General features: G+C 60.9%; 11 protein-coding genes, 2 tRNA genes and 1 pseudogene. 11 read left to right on the top strand and 3 right to left on the bottom strand.

Annotation, left to right across the window (positions count from 1 at the left end; translation table 11 throughout):
• Window positions 1-1,305: 1,305 nt before the first annotated feature.
• The 3 genes from H1D44_RS14910 to H1D44_RS14900 all read left to right on the top strand — a co-directional run bounded on the left by H1D44_RS14910 (window position 1,306) and on the right by H1D44_RS14900 (window position 3,127).
• On the top strand, window positions 1,306-1,917 hold the full coding sequence (locus H1D44_RS14910; RefSeq protein WP_181515648.1) for a hypothetical protein: 612 nt from the start codon (window positions 1,306-1,308) through the stop codon (window positions 1,915-1,917).
• Window positions 1,918-2,126: 209 nt separating this feature from the next.
• Entirely contained in the window at window positions 2,127-2,468 is a 342-nt protein-coding gene (locus H1D44_RS14905; RefSeq protein ID WP_238984541.1) for a TraR/DksA family transcriptional regulator, read from the top strand.
• A 71-nt stretch (window positions 2,469-2,539) separates the two neighbouring features.
• Window positions 2,540-3,127 (top strand): hypothetical protein, encoded by a 588-nt coding sequence (locus tag H1D44_RS14900; protein ID WP_181515647.1) that lies wholly within the window; start codon window positions 2,540-2,542, stop codon window positions 3,125-3,127.
• Between the two features lie 14 nt (window positions 3,128-3,141).
• On the opposite strand, the gene H1D44_RS14895 is transcribed toward H1D44_RS14900, so the two are convergent.
• The gene (locus tag H1D44_RS14895) at window positions 3,142-3,738 is read right to left on the bottom strand and encodes a helix-turn-helix domain-containing protein (RefSeq protein ID WP_181515646.1); all 597 of its coding nucleotides are present in this window, start codon (window positions 3,736-3,738) and stop codon (window positions 3,142-3,144) included.
• Between the two features lie 242 nt (window positions 3,739-3,980).
• Here H1D44_RS14895 and gltX point away from each other — a divergent pair, with 242 nt between their 5' ends.
• From gltX to H1D44_RS14880, 3 genes are all read left to right on the top strand, one after another.
• Window positions 3,981-5,462 (top strand): glutamate--tRNA ligase, encoded by a 1,482-nt coding sequence (gene gltX, locus H1D44_RS14890; RefSeq protein WP_181515645.1) that lies wholly within the window; start codon window positions 3,981-3,983, stop codon window positions 5,460-5,462.
• Between the two features lie 64 nt (window positions 5,463-5,526).
• Window positions 5,527-5,602, top strand: a tRNA-Ala gene (locus tag H1D44_RS14885).
• Window positions 5,603-5,635: 33 nt separating this feature from the next.
• A tRNA-Glu gene (locus H1D44_RS14880) sits at window positions 5,636-5,711 on the top strand.
• A 497-nt stretch (window positions 5,712-6,208) separates the two neighbouring features.
• On the opposite strand, the pseudogene H1D44_RS14875 reads toward H1D44_RS14880, so the two are convergent.
• Window positions 6,209-7,102: pseudogene (locus H1D44_RS14875) on the bottom strand (NAD(P)-dependent oxidoreductase); the annotation flags it as partial.
• 131 nt (window positions 7,103-7,233) lie between these two features.
• Window positions 7,234-8,517, bottom strand: coding sequence for a citrate synthase (gene gltA / locus H1D44_RS14870; protein WP_181515644.1), 1,284 nt, complete (start codon window positions 8,515-8,517; stop codon window positions 7,234-7,236).
• A gap of 461 nt (window positions 8,518-8,978) precedes the next feature.
• Between gltA and sdhC the strand changes: the two genes are divergently transcribed.
• The 5 genes from sdhC to H1D44_RS14845 all read left to right on the top strand — a co-directional run bounded on the left by sdhC (window position 8,979) and on the right by H1D44_RS14845 (window position 15,276).
• The gene (gene sdhC, locus H1D44_RS14865; RefSeq protein ID WP_238984542.1) at window positions 8,979-9,356 is read left to right on the top strand and encodes a succinate dehydrogenase, cytochrome b556 subunit; all 378 of its coding nucleotides are present in this window, start codon (window positions 8,979-8,981) and stop codon (window positions 9,354-9,356) included.
• Window positions 9,350-9,697: a succinate dehydrogenase, hydrophobic membrane anchor protein gene (sdhD, locus tag H1D44_RS14860; protein ID WP_181515642.1), complete on the top strand. Its 348-nt coding sequence runs from the start codon at window positions 9,350-9,352 to the stop codon at window positions 9,695-9,697. Before sdhC ends, sdhD begins: the two co-directional genes overlap by 7 nt.
• A 3-nt stretch (window positions 9,698-9,700) precedes the next feature.
• Window positions 9,701-11,473: a succinate dehydrogenase flavoprotein subunit gene (gene sdhA / locus H1D44_RS14855; RefSeq protein WP_181515641.1), complete on the top strand. Its 1,773-nt coding sequence runs from the start codon at window positions 9,701-9,703 to the stop codon at window positions 11,471-11,473.
• Window positions 11,474-11,487: 14 nt separating this feature from the next.
• Complete coding sequence (locus H1D44_RS14850; RefSeq protein WP_181515640.1) at window positions 11,488-12,192, top strand: succinate dehydrogenase iron-sulfur subunit; 705 nt, start codon at window positions 11,488-11,490, stop codon at window positions 12,190-12,192.
• A gap of 252 nt (window positions 12,193-12,444) precedes the next feature.
• Complete coding sequence (locus H1D44_RS14845; protein ID WP_181515639.1) at window positions 12,445-15,276, top strand: 2-oxoglutarate dehydrogenase E1 component; 2,832 nt, start codon at window positions 12,445-12,447, stop codon at window positions 15,274-15,276.
• Window positions 15,277-15,288: the final 12 nt, after the last annotated feature.

The following is a 15,288-nucleotide window of genomic DNA, read 5'->3' as shown; positions in this document are numbered from 1 at the left end:
TGGGCTACCAGACGCCGAGGGAGATTGAATTGGCAGCTGCGGCTTGAAAATGTGTCCGCTCTGACTTGACCAGAACAGAACTGGCATAGTGGCCACATCGGGACACGGAAAGTCCCCTCAGGGAAGACCGGGACATGGAGTGCCCACGTACCATGGAAGCTCAGGCAGGAAGCTTGAGGAGAATGCAAGGAAGTGGAAATACAGCCCGGCCGAAAGGCCGGGTTTTCCTTTTTATGGCGGCCTGGAAAAGCGGCTTCAAATAGAAACACTTCGTTTCTTAAGTATCCTTGATGTGGCGGGTGCGTCGCCTACACTTAGCGGTGTAAGACAGGCAGGAGGCCTGAAGGCAGGAACAGGGAAGCCGACGCGAAAGTGAGACAGAAAGGATGGCAAAATCGGCAGGGAGTTCCGCGAGCAATCTCTCGCTTCATGAGCAGCGTGTCAGCCCCCGCACTCCGGTGTGGGGGTGCTTCGTTTGAGTGGGGATCAATGGGCCATGGGAAGCTGTCTTACTGACAGCAGGGGTAATTTCCTACAGGCGGCACCGCTGATCGACACTACTCGCATCGTTTTCGACTTGGCAAACTTCCTGTCGCAAGCAAGGGAAAGCCAAAAGGGATTAGCTGCCAGGATGGCATGGTTCCAGGGAATGCAAGCGGAGCCTGTCATGCCCATAAGGAGTGAGGCAAAACCATTGAGAAAAGGCCATGTGCGAAGCGACGTAAGCTTTGAGCTCGCGTGCTCGCCATGAGGCATGTCGGCCTGTCATATAGGCAGCCCACCTCTAGGCTGGGAGTGGTTCGCAAGGAGGCGGTATGAAGGAGAGCTGGGCAGGGCGCCTGGCCGCCAGGAAGGAATGGCAGGACAGCATGGTGAGCTGAAAAGGAACCAGGACTTCAAGCCCGGCCTCGTGTCGGGTTTTTTCTTTTTCTCGTGGCAGGTGAGGGTTGATGCAGCGGGTTGGGGCATCCCCTGCTAGGCGCTACCGTTGGGTAGCGGCCTGCCATGCCCTGGTACGGAGGAAACCATTCGTAAACCTGAGTAAATTACTCTGCTAAATTTTAACGCATGTTAATTCGTTCTCCTCCCTTCGGTGGCAAGGTGTACTACCCCTCAGGCAGGGCGGCTCACCAGCAGCGGAGCGAAGCCGTAGGATGCGTCCTATGACGAGCGAAGCTGAGGTATTCCGGGGGCGTGTCGGCGCCAAAGGCATCGGGCCAGCGCGGGATATATTGACTTTCATTGGAGGAGCTTGAAGACATAGGCGAATCCATTCCCTTGGGACTGTGAACGCAGGAGAATAAAATGGTCGTGCTAACATGGAAGGCAGGATCAAAATTCCTTGACGAGAAGGGCCCCGCTATTGCAGTTTTCTTGTTCCTGACATTCATGTCATGGATACTTTTCTGGCCGGGCGGCGTGAATAATAATATGGTGGTAGGCAAGGAGTCGGAAGGCCTGAAGTATAAAAAAATCAAGGCGTCGTACTCAGAAAGCGCTGCTGATCTCATGCGGTATAACGAGGAAATATTTTCCCATTCACTGAGTATACTCGATACAAAAAAGTACTACTGCCTGATGGCATATTATTTCAGCTCGGATCATGCCGGAAGTGCTCCGCCAACGGCTGTTCTTCGCTATGAATCCTTGTGTGACATCTTTTCCGAAGCGGCCGCTATGGTTGACTCTTATGCCGAGCGGCTGAATGGCTGGGGCGGGTTCTATCCGGAGCTGCATGGCTTCACCCTGCAGGCCCGTGGAAAGGAGCGGGAGATAGGGCCATTCCTGACATTTGAGGAGTGTCTCAGGGTCACCGGCCGCCTGCGGGGGCAGGGGGAAGAGGTGTCGAACTGCATGCCCTATGGGCACTCCGCAGGCCAACCTGCCTTCGGAGGCCTGTTGGCCAGCCAGGGCTGAAGGCGATATTGCCATGTAAGCATGGTCGCTGAGATATGGCGGCTGGCGTCCTGCTGGCTGTCATGACTGCCGACAGCTCCTGGCCTCGCCTTGCTGGTGATGCAAGGCGAGGGTATTTCGCAATACACGGCTGCTTCTGAGGATGCGCTCCAGCCCTGATGTGCTATGCAGTGTAGAGGGATGGAAGAACTCCACGTCCGAGGAGGAGCATGATGGAGGATCGCCAGAAGGTGCTCGAAGCGTTGCGAGAGGAGCTCATCGAGCGCGTCGATCGTTACAAGGTCCACAAGCTGCGCCTGGAGAATCCGTTGGATCGTGATATGGAGGAGCAGGCAATCGAGCTTGAGAACGAAGAGGTGATCGATGCCCTGGAGGAAGAGGCTGAAGAGGAGTTGCGTCAGGTCGTCCATGCCCTGGAGCGTATCGAGGAAGGCGCAGGCGAGCAGTGCGAGCGCTGTGGCGAGGGGATTGACCCGAGGCGCCTTGAGGCGATTCCGTACGCTACGTTATGTATTGACTGCGCCGAGCTTGAAGGGAGGGCTCAGGCGTAATCGCCTTGGAGGGGACTTGCCGACTGCCCGAGTGTTAGTCTAAGAGAACAATGTTCGGTCAGGAGAAAGGCATGAAGGCATGGCGTCGATCCTGCATAGGTCTCATGGCTGCGTTGTGGCTATCGGGCTGCGGGGGTGATGGCAACGGCAACGACGCGCCTGCAGAGGAAGAGGCGGAGCTGGATCAGCCGGTCGAAACCGTGAGCGAGCCGGCCGAGGAGGCAACCGATGTCGAGCCGCTGCGGGTCGAGATAGTAGCTTCGGCCACCTTGCGTAACGATCGTCGGCTCATGGTGCAAGGCGAAACCAACCTGCCAGACGAGACCCAATTGCTGCTGATCGTCGAGCGTGAGCTGAGTGGCGTGCGCTGGCAGTCTCGCACCCAGGTGGCCGGTGGCGAATTTGCAGCCGGTCCCTTTGGGCCGGGAAGCGGTCTGCCCGATGGGGGATATACGATCACGGTCAATCTGGTAGAGGCAAGCGTACAGCCCGCTATCGTGCGAGAGCGGATCGGCGAGCAGGGGGAGCATCTCGAGGGTGAGCTTGTCAGGCCCTCACGGCACGGGCTGGGTCAGGTGGCAAGCTACTCTCGGCGCTATCTCGTCGGCGCAGAGCCGCGCCGAGCGACTGACCAGGTCGAAGTACTGGAGGTGGAGTGACAGAACGGCGCCGCTCAGGCGCCGTCCATCTTCCAGCGTGCCAGCAGCCTTCCTACGACCCTTTCGGTTGCCTCCAGGAGTGAGGGGGGCGCCTCCGGATCATTGCCTTTGCGGTACAGCAGCTCTCCCTGCCCGTTACGCTGTAGCTGGCCGATGTATAGTCCGTCTGCCCCTTCAATGAGGTAGTGGCCAGGCTGTTCGCAGGCCTCGGTGGGACCGAAGGCTGCGAGGTCCCCGCTGCCCAGAAAATCGAACTGCTCGCCGGGAGCCGGCGTGACCAGATAGCACTCGCCCTGCCAATCCACCCCATTCAGCATTTCCTTGAGCAGCGTGAATCGTTTGGCATGGGGAGCCTGCCATGGTACGGGAGGCTGGCCGCGAAGATAGAGTGGGGCAGGTGACGACTGGGTGTCACCATCAAGCAGCTGTCCCAAAGTGCAGCCCAGGGCTTCTGCGAGAGCCACCAGCCTTTCATGCCCTATCTGCTTGATCGCGCCCGATTCCCAGTACGAAATCGTGACATCGGAAACACCGACCTTCCTTGCTAGTGCAGCCTTGTTAAGGTTTGCCTGCATGCGTAGGTGCTTGATTCTTTCACCCAGTGAATCCATTGCATCAACCTGATGACGGTAAATATGAAAGAACAGGGATAGTCAATGATCTGTGTTAACTGTGCAAATTTGATTGCTCAACGATAAATAAACTTTGGTGTCGGCTCGATGCCGGTCGACGCCGATGGCTTGTACCTGCAGGGCCTGGGGGCGTCTGGGCAGTGAGTGCCGGTGCGGCTGCCGGTAACGACCCAGGTGCCGTATAATGCCGCCATACGCACACTCGCTTGGATAAGGATGACATGACTGTACGTACCCGCATTGCGCCGTCACCCACCGGTGATCCCCACGTTGGCACCGCCTACATTGCGCTGTTCAATCTCTGTTTTGCCAGGCAGCATGGTGGCCAGTTCATCCTGCGGATCGAGGACACCGACCGGGTGCGCTCGACTGTGGAATCCGAGCAGATGATCCTCGACTCGCTGCGTTGGCTTGGTCTCGAGTGGGACGAAGGGCCAGACGTGGGGGGGGCTCACGGCCCCTACCGTCAGAGCGAGCGCGGCGAAATCTATGCTGAGTACGCCCGCCAACTGGTCGAGGCCGGGCATGCCTTCAAGTGCTACCGTACCAGCGAGGAGCTGGATGAGCTGAGGGAGGCGCGCAAGGCCTCTGGCATGCACCTCGCGCTCAAGCCCTCGGATTTGGCGTTGCCGGAAGATGAAGTGGCGCGCCGAGAGCGGGAAGGCTGGCCGTATGTGGTGCGCATGAAGGTGCCGTCGACCGGTACCTGTGTAATCGACGACATGCTGCGTGGTTCCATCGAGGTCGACTGGGCGCAGGTAGATGCCCAGATCCTGCTCAAGTCTGACGGCATGCCCACCTATCATCTGGCCAATGTGGTGGATGACCACCTGATGGGTATCACCCATGTTTTGCGCGGCGAAGAGTGGATCAATTCGGCGCCCAAGCATCAGCTTCTCTATGACTACTTCGGCTGGCAGATGCCGGTCCTGTGTCATATGCCGCTACTGCGAAACCCGGACAAGTCGAAGCTTTCCAAGCGCAAGAACCCCACTTCGATCAACTACTATCGGCGCATGGGTTTCCTGCCGCAGGCTGTCATCAACTACCTGGGGCGCATGGGCTGGTCGATGCCCGACGAGCGCGAGAAGTTCTCGCTTGACGAGATGATGGCGCATTTCGATATCCAGCGGGTGTCGCTGGGTGGGCCGGTCTTCGATCTGGAGAAGCTGACCTGGCTAAACGGGCTGTATATTCGCGAGGATCTCGATGACAGGGCCTTCCTCAAGGCACTGATGGAGTGGGCCTTCAACGAGGAGTACGTCAGCCACATTCTGCCCCAGGTTCGCACCCGGGTGGAGACGCTGTCCCAGGTCGCGCCACTTGCCGGCCACTTCTTCAGCGGCGTGCCCGATATTCGCGAAGAAGACTTCGATGGCGTCAAGCTGGGGCGCGAGGATATCGTCAAGCTGCTGCAGTTTCTCATCTGGCGCTTCGAGGTGGTGCCGGCCTGGCACAAGGAAACATTGCTGGCAGAGATCAAGGCGCTGTCCGGGTGCTTCGATTTGAAGATGAAGGACTTTCTGGCGCCTGTGTTCATTGCCATCACCGGTTCGACGGCAAGCACCTCGGTCATGGATGCCATGGCTATCCTGGGCTCCGACATGACCCGTGCACGCCTGCGCCATGCCGTTGAAATACTGGGCGGGGTGTCCAAGAAGCAGGCCAAGCGCTTCGAGAAGGAGTTTCGCGACCTGGCTTGATAGGTTTTGTGTTGACGGGGATGCGGAAAATCAGTACCATGCGCCCCGTCTTCACGACACATGTGGGGCCTTAGCTCAGCTGGGAGAGCGCGACACTGGCAGTGTCGAGGTCAGCGGTTCGATCCCGCTAGGCTCCACCAAGTCGCCGACTTGGTTTTCGTGAACGATATTGCGTCCCATTCGTCTAGTGGTCCAGGACACCGCCCTTTCACGGCGGGAACAGGGGTTCGAACCCCCTATGGGACGCCACTCTCCTTTCTTCTGTCTTTCTCTAGCGACATTTCCAGACGCCGACGCGTCATGCTGTCCCTTGGCTTTCTTCGCGCGCCCTGGAAACCTTCCCTTTGCGTGGAAACCTCATTGAAGGCCTTGTTATTCCGCTATTTCAGGCTTGACTTGTCCACTTGTACAGTGCTCCGGCTCACTGACTGTGCACCGCTGCGCGTTGAGGTGAATTCTGTGTGTGCATCTGCAAAAAACCATTAAAATCAATGAGTTGAAATTGGTCAAAAAATAGCCAATCTAAGGAGAAGCCCCTTCTCATGCCGATTGGATGGTATTTCAAGGCTGTTGTGAACAGGGTTATCCACAGAATGTGTGGAAAACGTCGGCCGCTCTCTATCGCCGGGATTTGGTCCGTGTAAAGGACTGCCTGTCAAGGCCGGGTGTGAAGTTTTCTGGTACTTTCCGCTGAGAGGTGTCGCGGGTAGGCGACGCCTCTCAGCGTGTACAGAGCGTGTGTCCGCTTAGTCGCCACCGAGGGCGCGCAAGCGGCGTAGCAAGGATGACGTGTCCCAGCGTCCGCCGTCCATCGCCTGAACGTCGCCATAGAACTGGTCGACCAGCGCCGTGACCGGCAGGCGAGCCTGCAGTCGGCGCGCCTGCTCGAGACAGATGCCCAGGTCCTTGCGCATCCAGTTGACCGCAAAGCCATGTTCGTATTCGTCGGCGATCATGGTCTTGTGACGATTCTCCATTTGCCAGGAGCCGGCGGCGCCCTTGGAGATGACGTCGACGACACGCTGCTGATCCAGGCCGGCCTGTTCGGCAAAATGCAGGCCTTCAGCGAGCCCCTGTACCAGGCCGGCAATGCAGATCTGGTTGACCATCTTGGTCAGCTGGCCGCTGCCGGCCGGCCCCATCAGGGTCACGGCCTTGGCGTAGTGCGTCAGTGCCGATTCGGCGCGGGAGAAATCAGTCTCCGTGCCGCCGCACATGATCGTCAGAGCGCCGTTCTCTGCGCCTTGCTGGCCGCCCGATACCGGTGCATCGAGAAAGCCGATGCGCCGTTCTCGGCATGCCGCATCGAGCTCCTGGGCAAGGTCGGCCGAAGCCGTGGTGTGATCGATCAGCAGGCTGCCCGCCTTCATGCCGGAGAGGGCGCCTTGCTTACCCACGGTGACCTGTCGTACGTCGTCGTCGTTGCCCACGCAGACCATTACCAGATCGGCTCCTTGGGCGACTTCCTCGGGCGTGGCGTGATGGCTGCCGCCGAACTGCTCGACCCAGGCCTTGGCTTTGTCCTCGCTGCGGTTGTAGACGCGCACGGTGAGTCCTGCGCGGGCCAGGTGGCCGGCCATGGGGTAGCCCATGACGCCCAGGCCGATGAAGGCGACGGTGGAAATCTGCTCTTGCATGTGCTGCTCCCTCTTTTCTTGGTGGCAGCCTGGAGTCCGTCATGGCTCGCGTGGCTGCGTGTGAGGCGCGAGACGCAGAAAGCCGCCCGAAGGCGGCTTTCGTTACGCTGCGGACGAGGCCGCTTGCTGCCGACTTACTTGGCAGGGTAGTCGCGCTGCGGGTGACCGACATAGAGCTGGCGCGGGCGACCGATCTTGTAATCGTTGGACAGCATCTCGTGCCAATGGGAGATCCAGCCGATGGTGCGCGACACGGCGAAGATCACCGTGAACATGTTGGTCGGGATGCCCATGGCCTTGAGAATGATGCCGGAGTAGAAATCGACGTTGGGGTAGAGCTTGCGCTCGATGAAGTACTCGTCCTCCAGCGCGATCTGCTCGAGACGCTTGGCGATCTTCAGTTGAGGGTCGTCGATGCCGAGCTCGGCCAGAACCTCGTCGCAGGTCTCTTTCATCACCTTGGCGCGCGGGTCGAAGTTGCGATAGACGCGGTGACCGAAGCCCATCAGCTTGAACGGGTCCTCTTTGTCCTTGGCCTTGTCGATGAAGCGCTGGATATTCTCTTCGGAGTCGTCGCCGATCTCGTCGAGCATCTTCAGTACGGCTTCGTTGGCGCCGCCATGGGCCGGGCCCCACAGGGCGGCGATGCCGGCGCTGATGCAGGCGAAGGGGTTGGCACCGGTAGAGCCGGCCAGGCGCACCGTGGAGGTGGAGGCGTTCTGCTCGTGGTCGGCGTGGAGCATGAAGATGCGGTCCATGGCCTTGGCGTAGACCGGGTTGACCTTGTACTCCTCGCACGGGTTGCTGAACATCATGTAGAGGAAGTTCTCTGCATAGCTCAGGTCGTTGCGCGGATAGTTGAACGGTTGGCCGACGTTGTACTTGTAGGACATCGCGGCGATCGTGGGCATCTTGGCGATCAGGCGGATGGCGCTGATGACGCGGTCTTCCTCGATGGTGATGTCCATGTGGTCATGGTAGAAGGCCGCCAGGCCGCCGACCACGCCGCACAGAATCGACATCGGGTGGGCGTCGCGGCGGAAGCCCTTGAAGAAGTTGTTGATCTGGTCATGAACCATGGTGTGGTTGCGGACCCGCGACTCGAAGTCGGTGTACTGCTCCTTGGTCGGCAGTTCACCGAACAGCAGTGCATAGCACAGCTCGACGAAGTTGGACTCCTTGGCCAGCTGGTCGATCGGGTAGCCGCGGTGCAGGAGTACGCCCTTGGCGCCGTCGATGTAGGTGATCTCGGACTGGCATGAGGAGGTGGCCATGAATCCGGGGTCATAGGTGAACAGGCCTTCGGCGCCGAGGCCCCGGACATCGACCACGTCAGGGCCCAGGGTGCCTGAGTAAACGGGGAATTCGATAGTCTTGTCCAGGCCGTCTACCGTCAGTGTCGCTTTCCTGTCAGCCATTCTGGCCTCCTCTCGAAGTCGAATAGTTCGTTAACTCATTCTTTCGCAAACCCTGTTGAAAGGCCGGCCCGCGAAAAAGGTCCGCCCACTATAGAAGCGTTCCCGGGATTGTCAATTGGGCCATGGCGATCCTCTACCTGTACGAATATGGACTTAGTGTATAGTTATTCGTATAAGAAATGGTGCTGTGCATCACTCGGAGGCGAGCATGCCGCGGCTTGCGACGCAATGTCCTTTCGCCTGTTGGTTTGAGACGCGAGAGGAGCTTGAACCATGGTCGAGTCCGGGCGGTGTGCATTTGTCACTAGGGTTGCATGTCCCTATAATCCTCACCGCGCGACTGGCAGGTACTCGTTGTCAATGCCCGTCCCGGCAGCGGCGAGCCCCCTACCTCAAACCACCGCCCGCTCGAGCCTGTTCCCATTGGCAGAAGAGCGAGCCAAGAGAGTGTGTATAGAGCCGTGAATAGCAAACGACCCGTCAACCTAGACCTCAGCACGATACACTTCCCACTTCCCGCCTTGACGTCGATCGCCCACCGCATCACTGGCGTAATCCTGTTCGTTGGCCTCATCTTCGCCTTTTGGGCACTCGACAAGTCGCTGTCGTCGCCCGAAGGGTTTCTGGCCGTCCGGGATGCCCTGGCCAACAACATCCTGGCCAAGCTGATCGCCTGGGGCCTCCTGTCGGCGCTGGCATTCCACTTCGTCGCCGGCATCAAGCACATGCTGATGGACGCCGGCTACGGCGTAACCCTCGAGGGTGGCGTCACCAAGGCACAGGCCACTGTGGTCATCAGTGCCGTCCTGATCATTCTGGCGGGAGTCTGGGTATGGTAACCAACATCACCAATCTGGGCCGCAGTGGCCTCTCCGACTGGCTCATCCAGCGGGTCTCGGCCGTCATCCTGGCGCTCTATACCGTTTTTATCGTCGCGTATCTGCTGTTCAACCCGGGGCTCGATTACGTCACCTGGAGCAACCTGTTCGCCCAGACCTGGATGCGGATCTTCTCCCTGCTGGCCTTCATCTCGCTTGCTGCGCACGCCTGGGTGGGGCTGTGGACCGTGACCACCGATTACCTCAAGTCCACGCCCGTTCGCCTAGCTGCCCAGGTCGTCATCATCCTGGCCGTGTTCGTGTTCCTGGTCTGGGGCATTACCGTACTGTGGGGAGCCTGATTCATGTCTAACATGCGTACCTTGTCCTTCGACGCCATCATCATCGGCGGCGGTGGTTCCGGCCTGCGTGCAGCGCTCGAACTGGCCAAGTCTGGCAAGAAGACCGCCGTGCTGTCCAAGGTCTTCCCGACCCGTTCGCACACCGTGTCCGCTCAGGGCGGCATCACCTGCGCCATCGCCTCGGCCGATCCCAACGACGACTGGCGCTGGCACATGTACGACACCGTCAAGGGCGGCGACTACATCACCGACCAGGACGCCGCCGAGTACATGTGCTCCGAGGGCCCCAAGGCGGTCTTCGAACTCGAGCACATGGGCCTGCCGTTCTCGCGCTTCGACAATGGCCGCATCTATCAGCGTCCGTTCGGCGGCCAGTCCAAGAACTTCGGTGAGGGCGGTCAGGCGGCGCGTACCTGTGCTGCGGCCGATCGTACCGGCCATGCTCTGCTGCACACGCTTTATCAGAACAACCTGAAGAACAACACCACCTTCCTCAACGAGTGGTTCGCGGTCGATCTGGTCAAGAATGCCAACGGTGACGTGGTGGGCTGCATCGCCATGTGCATCGAGACCGGTGAAGTGGTGCACGTGAAGTCCAAGGCCACCGTCATGGCCACCGGCGGCGCCGGTCGCATCTACGCTTCCACTACCAATGCCCTGATCAATACCGGCGACGGCATCGGCATGGCGCTGCGCGCCGGCTTCCCGATGCAGGACATGGAGATGTGGCAGTTCCATCCCACCGGCATCTATGGCGCCGGCGTGCTGGTCACCGAGGGCTGCCGCGGTGAGGGTGGCTATCTGGTCAACAAGGACGGCGAGCGCTTCATGGAGCGCTATGCGCCCAACGCCAAGGACCTTGCCGGCCGTGACGTGGTGGCTCGCTCCATGGTCATGGAGATCCTCGAGGGTCGCGGCTGTGGTGAAAATGGCGATCACGTCTACCTCAAGCTCGATCACTTGGGCGAGGAGGTGCTCAACAAGCGCCTGCCCGGTATCAGCGAGCTGTCCAAGATCTTCGCCCACGCCGATCCGGTCAAGGCGCCGATCCCGGTGGTGCCGACCTGTCACTACATGATGGGCGGGATACCGACCAACGTGCACGGCCAGGCGATCATGCAGGACGCCAACGGCAAGGATCACATCGTCAATGGCCTGTTTGCCTGCGGTGAGGCGGCTTGTGTCTCCGTTCACGGCGCCAACCGCCTGGGCGGCAACTCGCTGCTCGACCTGGTGGTGTTCGGCCGCGCCGCCGGCATGTTCATCGAGGGCGCGCTCAACGAGGGTATCGACTACCTCGATGCCTCCGAGTCCGACGTCGAGGCGGCGATGAAGCGCATGAATCGCTGGAACGAGTCCTCCGGCGGCGAGTCCGTGGCCGAGCTCAAGACCGAGCTGCAGAGCATCATGCAGAACTCCTTCGGTGTGTTCCGTCAGGAGGACCACATGCAGGAGGGGGTCAAGAAGCTGGCCGACCTGCGTGGCCGTATCGGTGAGGCGCATCTGGTCGACAAGTCCGGCGCCTTCAACACCGCTCGGGTCGAGGCGCTGGAGCTCGACAACCTGATGGAAGTGGCCGAAGCTACTGCCATCGCGGCCCTGGAGCGCAAGGAGAGCCGCGGCGCCCACTCGCGCTATGACTACCCGGACCGCGACGACGCCAACTGGCTGAAGCACTCCATGTACTTCCCAGCCGAGAAGCGTGTCGGCAAGCGCGACGTCAACTTCAAGCCGAAGACCGTCGACACCTTCGAGCCGAAAGTCCGTACTTACTAAGGGGGAGTCACGAGATGCTTCAGGTATCCATTTACCGCTACAACCCGGAAACCGACTCCGCGCCCTACATGCAGGAGTACCAGCTCGACACGCAGGGCCGCGACCTGATGGTCCTCAACGTGCTGGAGATGCTCAAGGCCGAGGACACGACGCTGGCCTTCCGCCGCAGCTGCCGCGAGGGTGTGTGCGGCTCCGACGGCATGAACATGAACGGCAAGAACGGCCTGGCCTGCATCACCTCGCTGTCCGACGTGGTCAAGGACAACAAGCTGGTGCTGCGCCCGTTGCCGGGCCTGCCGGTGGTGCGCGACCTGGTGGTCGACATGGGGTTGTTCTACAAGCAGTACGAGCGCATCCAGCCGTACCTGCAGAACGATACCCCGGCACCGGCCATCGAGCGCCTGCAGTCGCCGGAGGATCGCGACAAGCTCGACGGGCTCTACGAGTGCATCCTGTGCGCCTGCTGCTCGACCTCCTGTCCGTCGTTCTGGTGGAACCCGGACAAGTTCGTCGGCCCGGCCGGCCTGCTGCAGTCCTACCGCTTCCTGGCGGATTCGCGTGACACGGCCACCCGCGAGCGCCTGGCGGAGCTGGAGGACCCGTTCAGCGTGTTCCGCTGCCGCGGCATCATGAACTGCGTCGCGGTTTGCCCCAAGGGCCTCAACCCGACGCGGGCCATCGGCAGGATTCGCGACATGCTGCTGGCGAATGCCACTTAAATCGCGGGCCGTGGCTTGTTATCATGTCAGCCGCAGATCGGCCGCGACGTCATGTCGCGGCCGGCTCGCAGACAGCAGCAAGAGAGCCGGTGCCACAGGTACCGGCTCTTGAGCATGAATTGCAAGGATTCCGGCCTCGCGGCTGGAACCGCCGGGAAGAGAAGACGCCCCACCGGCAGGGCACCAGCCAAGCCGCCGCGGCTGGCCCGCGACGGCGCCGACAACACCCCATCAGTGTAGGGTGACCGAGAGATGCAACAAGGCATAATGGAGTTGATGTGGAACAGCTCCCATGTGAGCGGCAGCAACGTTCACTATGTGGAAGCGCTCTACGAGCAATACCTCGCCGACCCAGGTTCCGTGCCCGACGAGTGGCGAACCTATTTCGACCAGCTGCCGAGTGTCGATGGCAGTGCCGCCCATGATGTCCCCCTCAGTCCTGTACGCGATCAGTTCCAGCAACTGGGACGTGCGCGCCGAACCACGATGGCGGCTGCCGCCGACAGCGACGAGAGCAAGAAGCAGGTCAAGGTGCTGCAGCTGATCAACGCCTACCGCTTCCGGGGCCACCAGAAGGCCGACATCGATCCGCTCAAGCTGCGCACCCAGGCGCCGGTTCCCGACCTGGACCTCTCCTTCCACCAGCTTTCCAAGGCCGATCTGGATACCGAGTTCCAGACCGGCTCTTTCTTTCTGGGGATGGACAAGGCGCCGCTACGCGAGATCGTCGAGGCGCTGGAGCAGACCTACTGTCGCTCGATTGGCTGTGAGGTCATGCATATCGTCGATACCGAGGAGAAGCGCTGGCTGCAGCAGCGCTTCGAGTCGGTACGCTCGGCGCCCAAGTTCAGCGATGATGTGCGCAAGCACCTGCTGGAACGCTTGACCGCTGCTGAAGGCCTGGAGAACTACCTGGCGTCGAAGTACCCGGGCACCAAGCGCTTCGGTCTCGAAGGCGGTGAGTCGTTCATTCCGATGATGGACGAGCTGATCCAGCGTGGCGGCAGCTATGGGGTCAAGGAGGTCGTCATCGGCATGGCCCACCGTGGGCGCCTCAACCTGCTGGTCAACATCCTCGGCAAGAACCCCTCCGAACTGATCGACGAGTTCGACGGCAAGAAGCTGATCGAGCGTGGCTCGGGTGACGTCAAGTACCACCAGGGCTTCAGCTCCAACGTCATGACGCCGGGTGGCGAGGTTCACTTGGCGCTGGCCTTCAATCCCTCGCACCTGGAGATCGTTTCGCCGGTGGTCGAGGGCTCGGTGCGTGCGCGCCAGGACCGCCGTGACGACTTCGAAGGCACCAAGGTGCTGCCGATCAACGTGCATGGCGACGCCGCCTTCGCCGGCCAGGGTGTGGTGATGGAGACGTTCCAGATGTCTCAGACCCGCGCCTACAAGACCGGCGGTACGATCCATATCGTGATCAACAACCAGGTCGGCTTCACCACCTCCAACCCGCTGGATACCCGCTCCACCGAGTACTGCACCGATATCGCCAAGATGGTTCAGGCGCCGATCTTCCACGTCAACGGTGACGACCCGGACGCCGTGCTGCATGCCACCCAGGTGGCGCTGGACTATCGCCAGCAGTTCAAGCGGGACGTGGTGATCGACCTGGTTTGCTACCGTCGGCGCGGTCACAACGAGGCCGACGAACCTTCCGGCACCCAGCCGATGATGTATCGCAAGATCAAGGAGCATCCCTCCCCGCGCACGTTCTACGCGCAGCGCCTGGTGGAGCAGGGCGTGCTTTCCGAAGATGATGCCGAGGCGATGATCGAGACCTATCGCGAGGATCTGATGGCAGGCAACCACGTGGCCAACGCCCTGGTGCAGCAGCCCAATACCTCGCTGTTCGTCGACTGGAAACCCTATCTAGGCCATGAGTGGAGCGGCTACGCCGACACCAGCGTCGAGATGAAGCGCCTGCAGCGGCTTGCCGCGCGCATGTGCGAGATTCCCGACGGCGTCGAAGTGCAGCGCCAGGTAGCCAAGATCTACGAGGACCGCCGCAAGATGCAGGCCGGCGGTCTGGCACTCAACTGGGGCTTCGCCGAAACCCTGGCCTACGCCACCCTGCTCGACGAAGGGCATCCGGTGCGTATCACCGGCCAGGACGTGGGCCGCGGCACCTTCTCCCACCGCCATGCGGTGGTGCACAACCAGAAGGACGGCAGCACCTACGTGCCGCTGCAGCATCTGGCCGACGGCCAGCCGCGCTTCACTATCCACGATTCCTTCCTCTCCGAGGAGGCGGTGCTTGCGTTCGAGTACGGCTATGCCACGACGGCGCCCAACGACCTGGTGATCTGGGAAGCGCAGTTCGGCGACTTCTTCAACGGCGCCCAGGTGGTGGTTGACCAGTTCATCTCCTCCGGCGAGACCAAGTGGGGCCGGCTGTGCGGGCTGACCATGCTGTTGCCCCACGGCTACGAGGGGCAGGGCCCCGAGCACTCCTCTGCGCGCCTCGAGCGCTTCCTGCAGCTGTGCGCCGAGCACAACATGCAGGTGTGCGTGCCCACCACGCCGGCGCAGATCTTCCACCTGCTGCGTCGCCAGGTCATTCGGCCGTTGCGCAAGCCGCTGGTGGTGATGTCGCCCAAGAGTCTGCTGCGCCACAAGGAGGCGATCTCCAGCCTCGACGATCTGGCCAACGGCCACTTCCAGATGGTGCTGCCCGACCAGGCCAATCTCGACGCCGAGAAGGTCCAGCGAGTCATCATGTGTGCCGGCAAGGTCTATTACGACCTGGCTGCATGGCGCGCCGAGAACGAGCGTGACGACACGGCCATCGTGCGCATCGAGCAGCTCTACCCCTTCCCCAAGGAGGAGCTGTACGAGACGCTCAAGGACTACGTCAACCTCGATACGGTGGTGTGGTGCCAGGAGGAGCCGCTCAACCAGGGTGCCTGGTATCCCAGCCAACACCACATGCGGGCCGTGGCCGACATGCTCAAGAATGGGCTGGGGGGCGAGCTGAAATTCGCCGGACGCCCGGCATCGGCGGCACCCGCAGCGGGCTACATGTCCGTGCATACCGAACAGCAGCGCCAGCTGGTGGAAGACGCCTTCAACGTCTAGGCAATACCACCG

It is taken from the genome of Billgrantia kenyensis (assembly GCF_013697085.1).
In the GTDB taxonomy this organism is placed as follows: domain Bacteria; phylum Pseudomonadota; class Gammaproteobacteria; order Pseudomonadales; family Halomonadaceae; genus Halomonas; species Halomonas kenyensis.
The sequence above is the reverse complement of the archived record's forward strand: the minus strand, read 5'-3'. Positions and strand labels throughout refer to the sequence as shown.

Excerpts from the sequence above, each read along its gene's own strand:
- H1D44_RS14910 (WP_181515648.1), top strand. The coding sequence starts at position 1,306 with ATGGTCGTGCTAACATGGAAGGCAGGATCAAAATTCCTTGACGAGAAG.
- H1D44_RS14900 (WP_181515647.1), top strand. The coding sequence starts at position 2,540 with ATGAAGGCATGGCGTCGATCCTGCATAGGTCTCATGGCTGCGTTGTGG.
- sdhA (WP_181515641.1), top strand. The coding sequence starts at position 9,701 with ATGTCTAACATGCGTACCTTGTCCTTCGACGCCATCATCATCGGCGGC.
- H1D44_RS14845 (WP_181515639.1), top strand. The coding sequence starts at position 12,445 with ATGCAACAAGGCATAATGGAGTTGATGTGGAACAGCTCCCATGTGAGC.
- H1D44_RS14850 (WP_181515640.1), top strand. The coding sequence starts at position 11,488 with ATGCTTCAGGTATCCATTTACCGCTACAACCCGGAAACCGACTCCGCG.
- gltX (WP_181515645.1), top strand. The coding sequence starts at position 3,981 with ATGACTGTACGTACCCGCATTGCGCCGTCACCCACCGGTGATCCCCAC.
- sdhD (WP_181515642.1), top strand. The coding sequence starts at position 9,350 with ATGGTAACCAACATCACCAATCTGGGCCGCAGTGGCCTCTCCGACTGG.
- H1D44_RS14895 (WP_181515646.1), bottom strand. The coding sequence starts at position 3,738 with ATGGATTCACTGGGTGAAAGAATCAAGCACCTACGCATGCAGGCAAAC.
- gltA (WP_181515644.1), bottom strand. The coding sequence starts at position 8,517 with ATGGCTGACAGGAAAGCGACACTGACGGTAGACGGCCTGGACAAGACT.
- H1D44_RS14905 (WP_238984541.1), top strand. The coding sequence starts at position 2,127 with ATGATGGAGGATCGCCAGAAGGTGCTCGAAGCGTTGCGAGAGGAGCTC.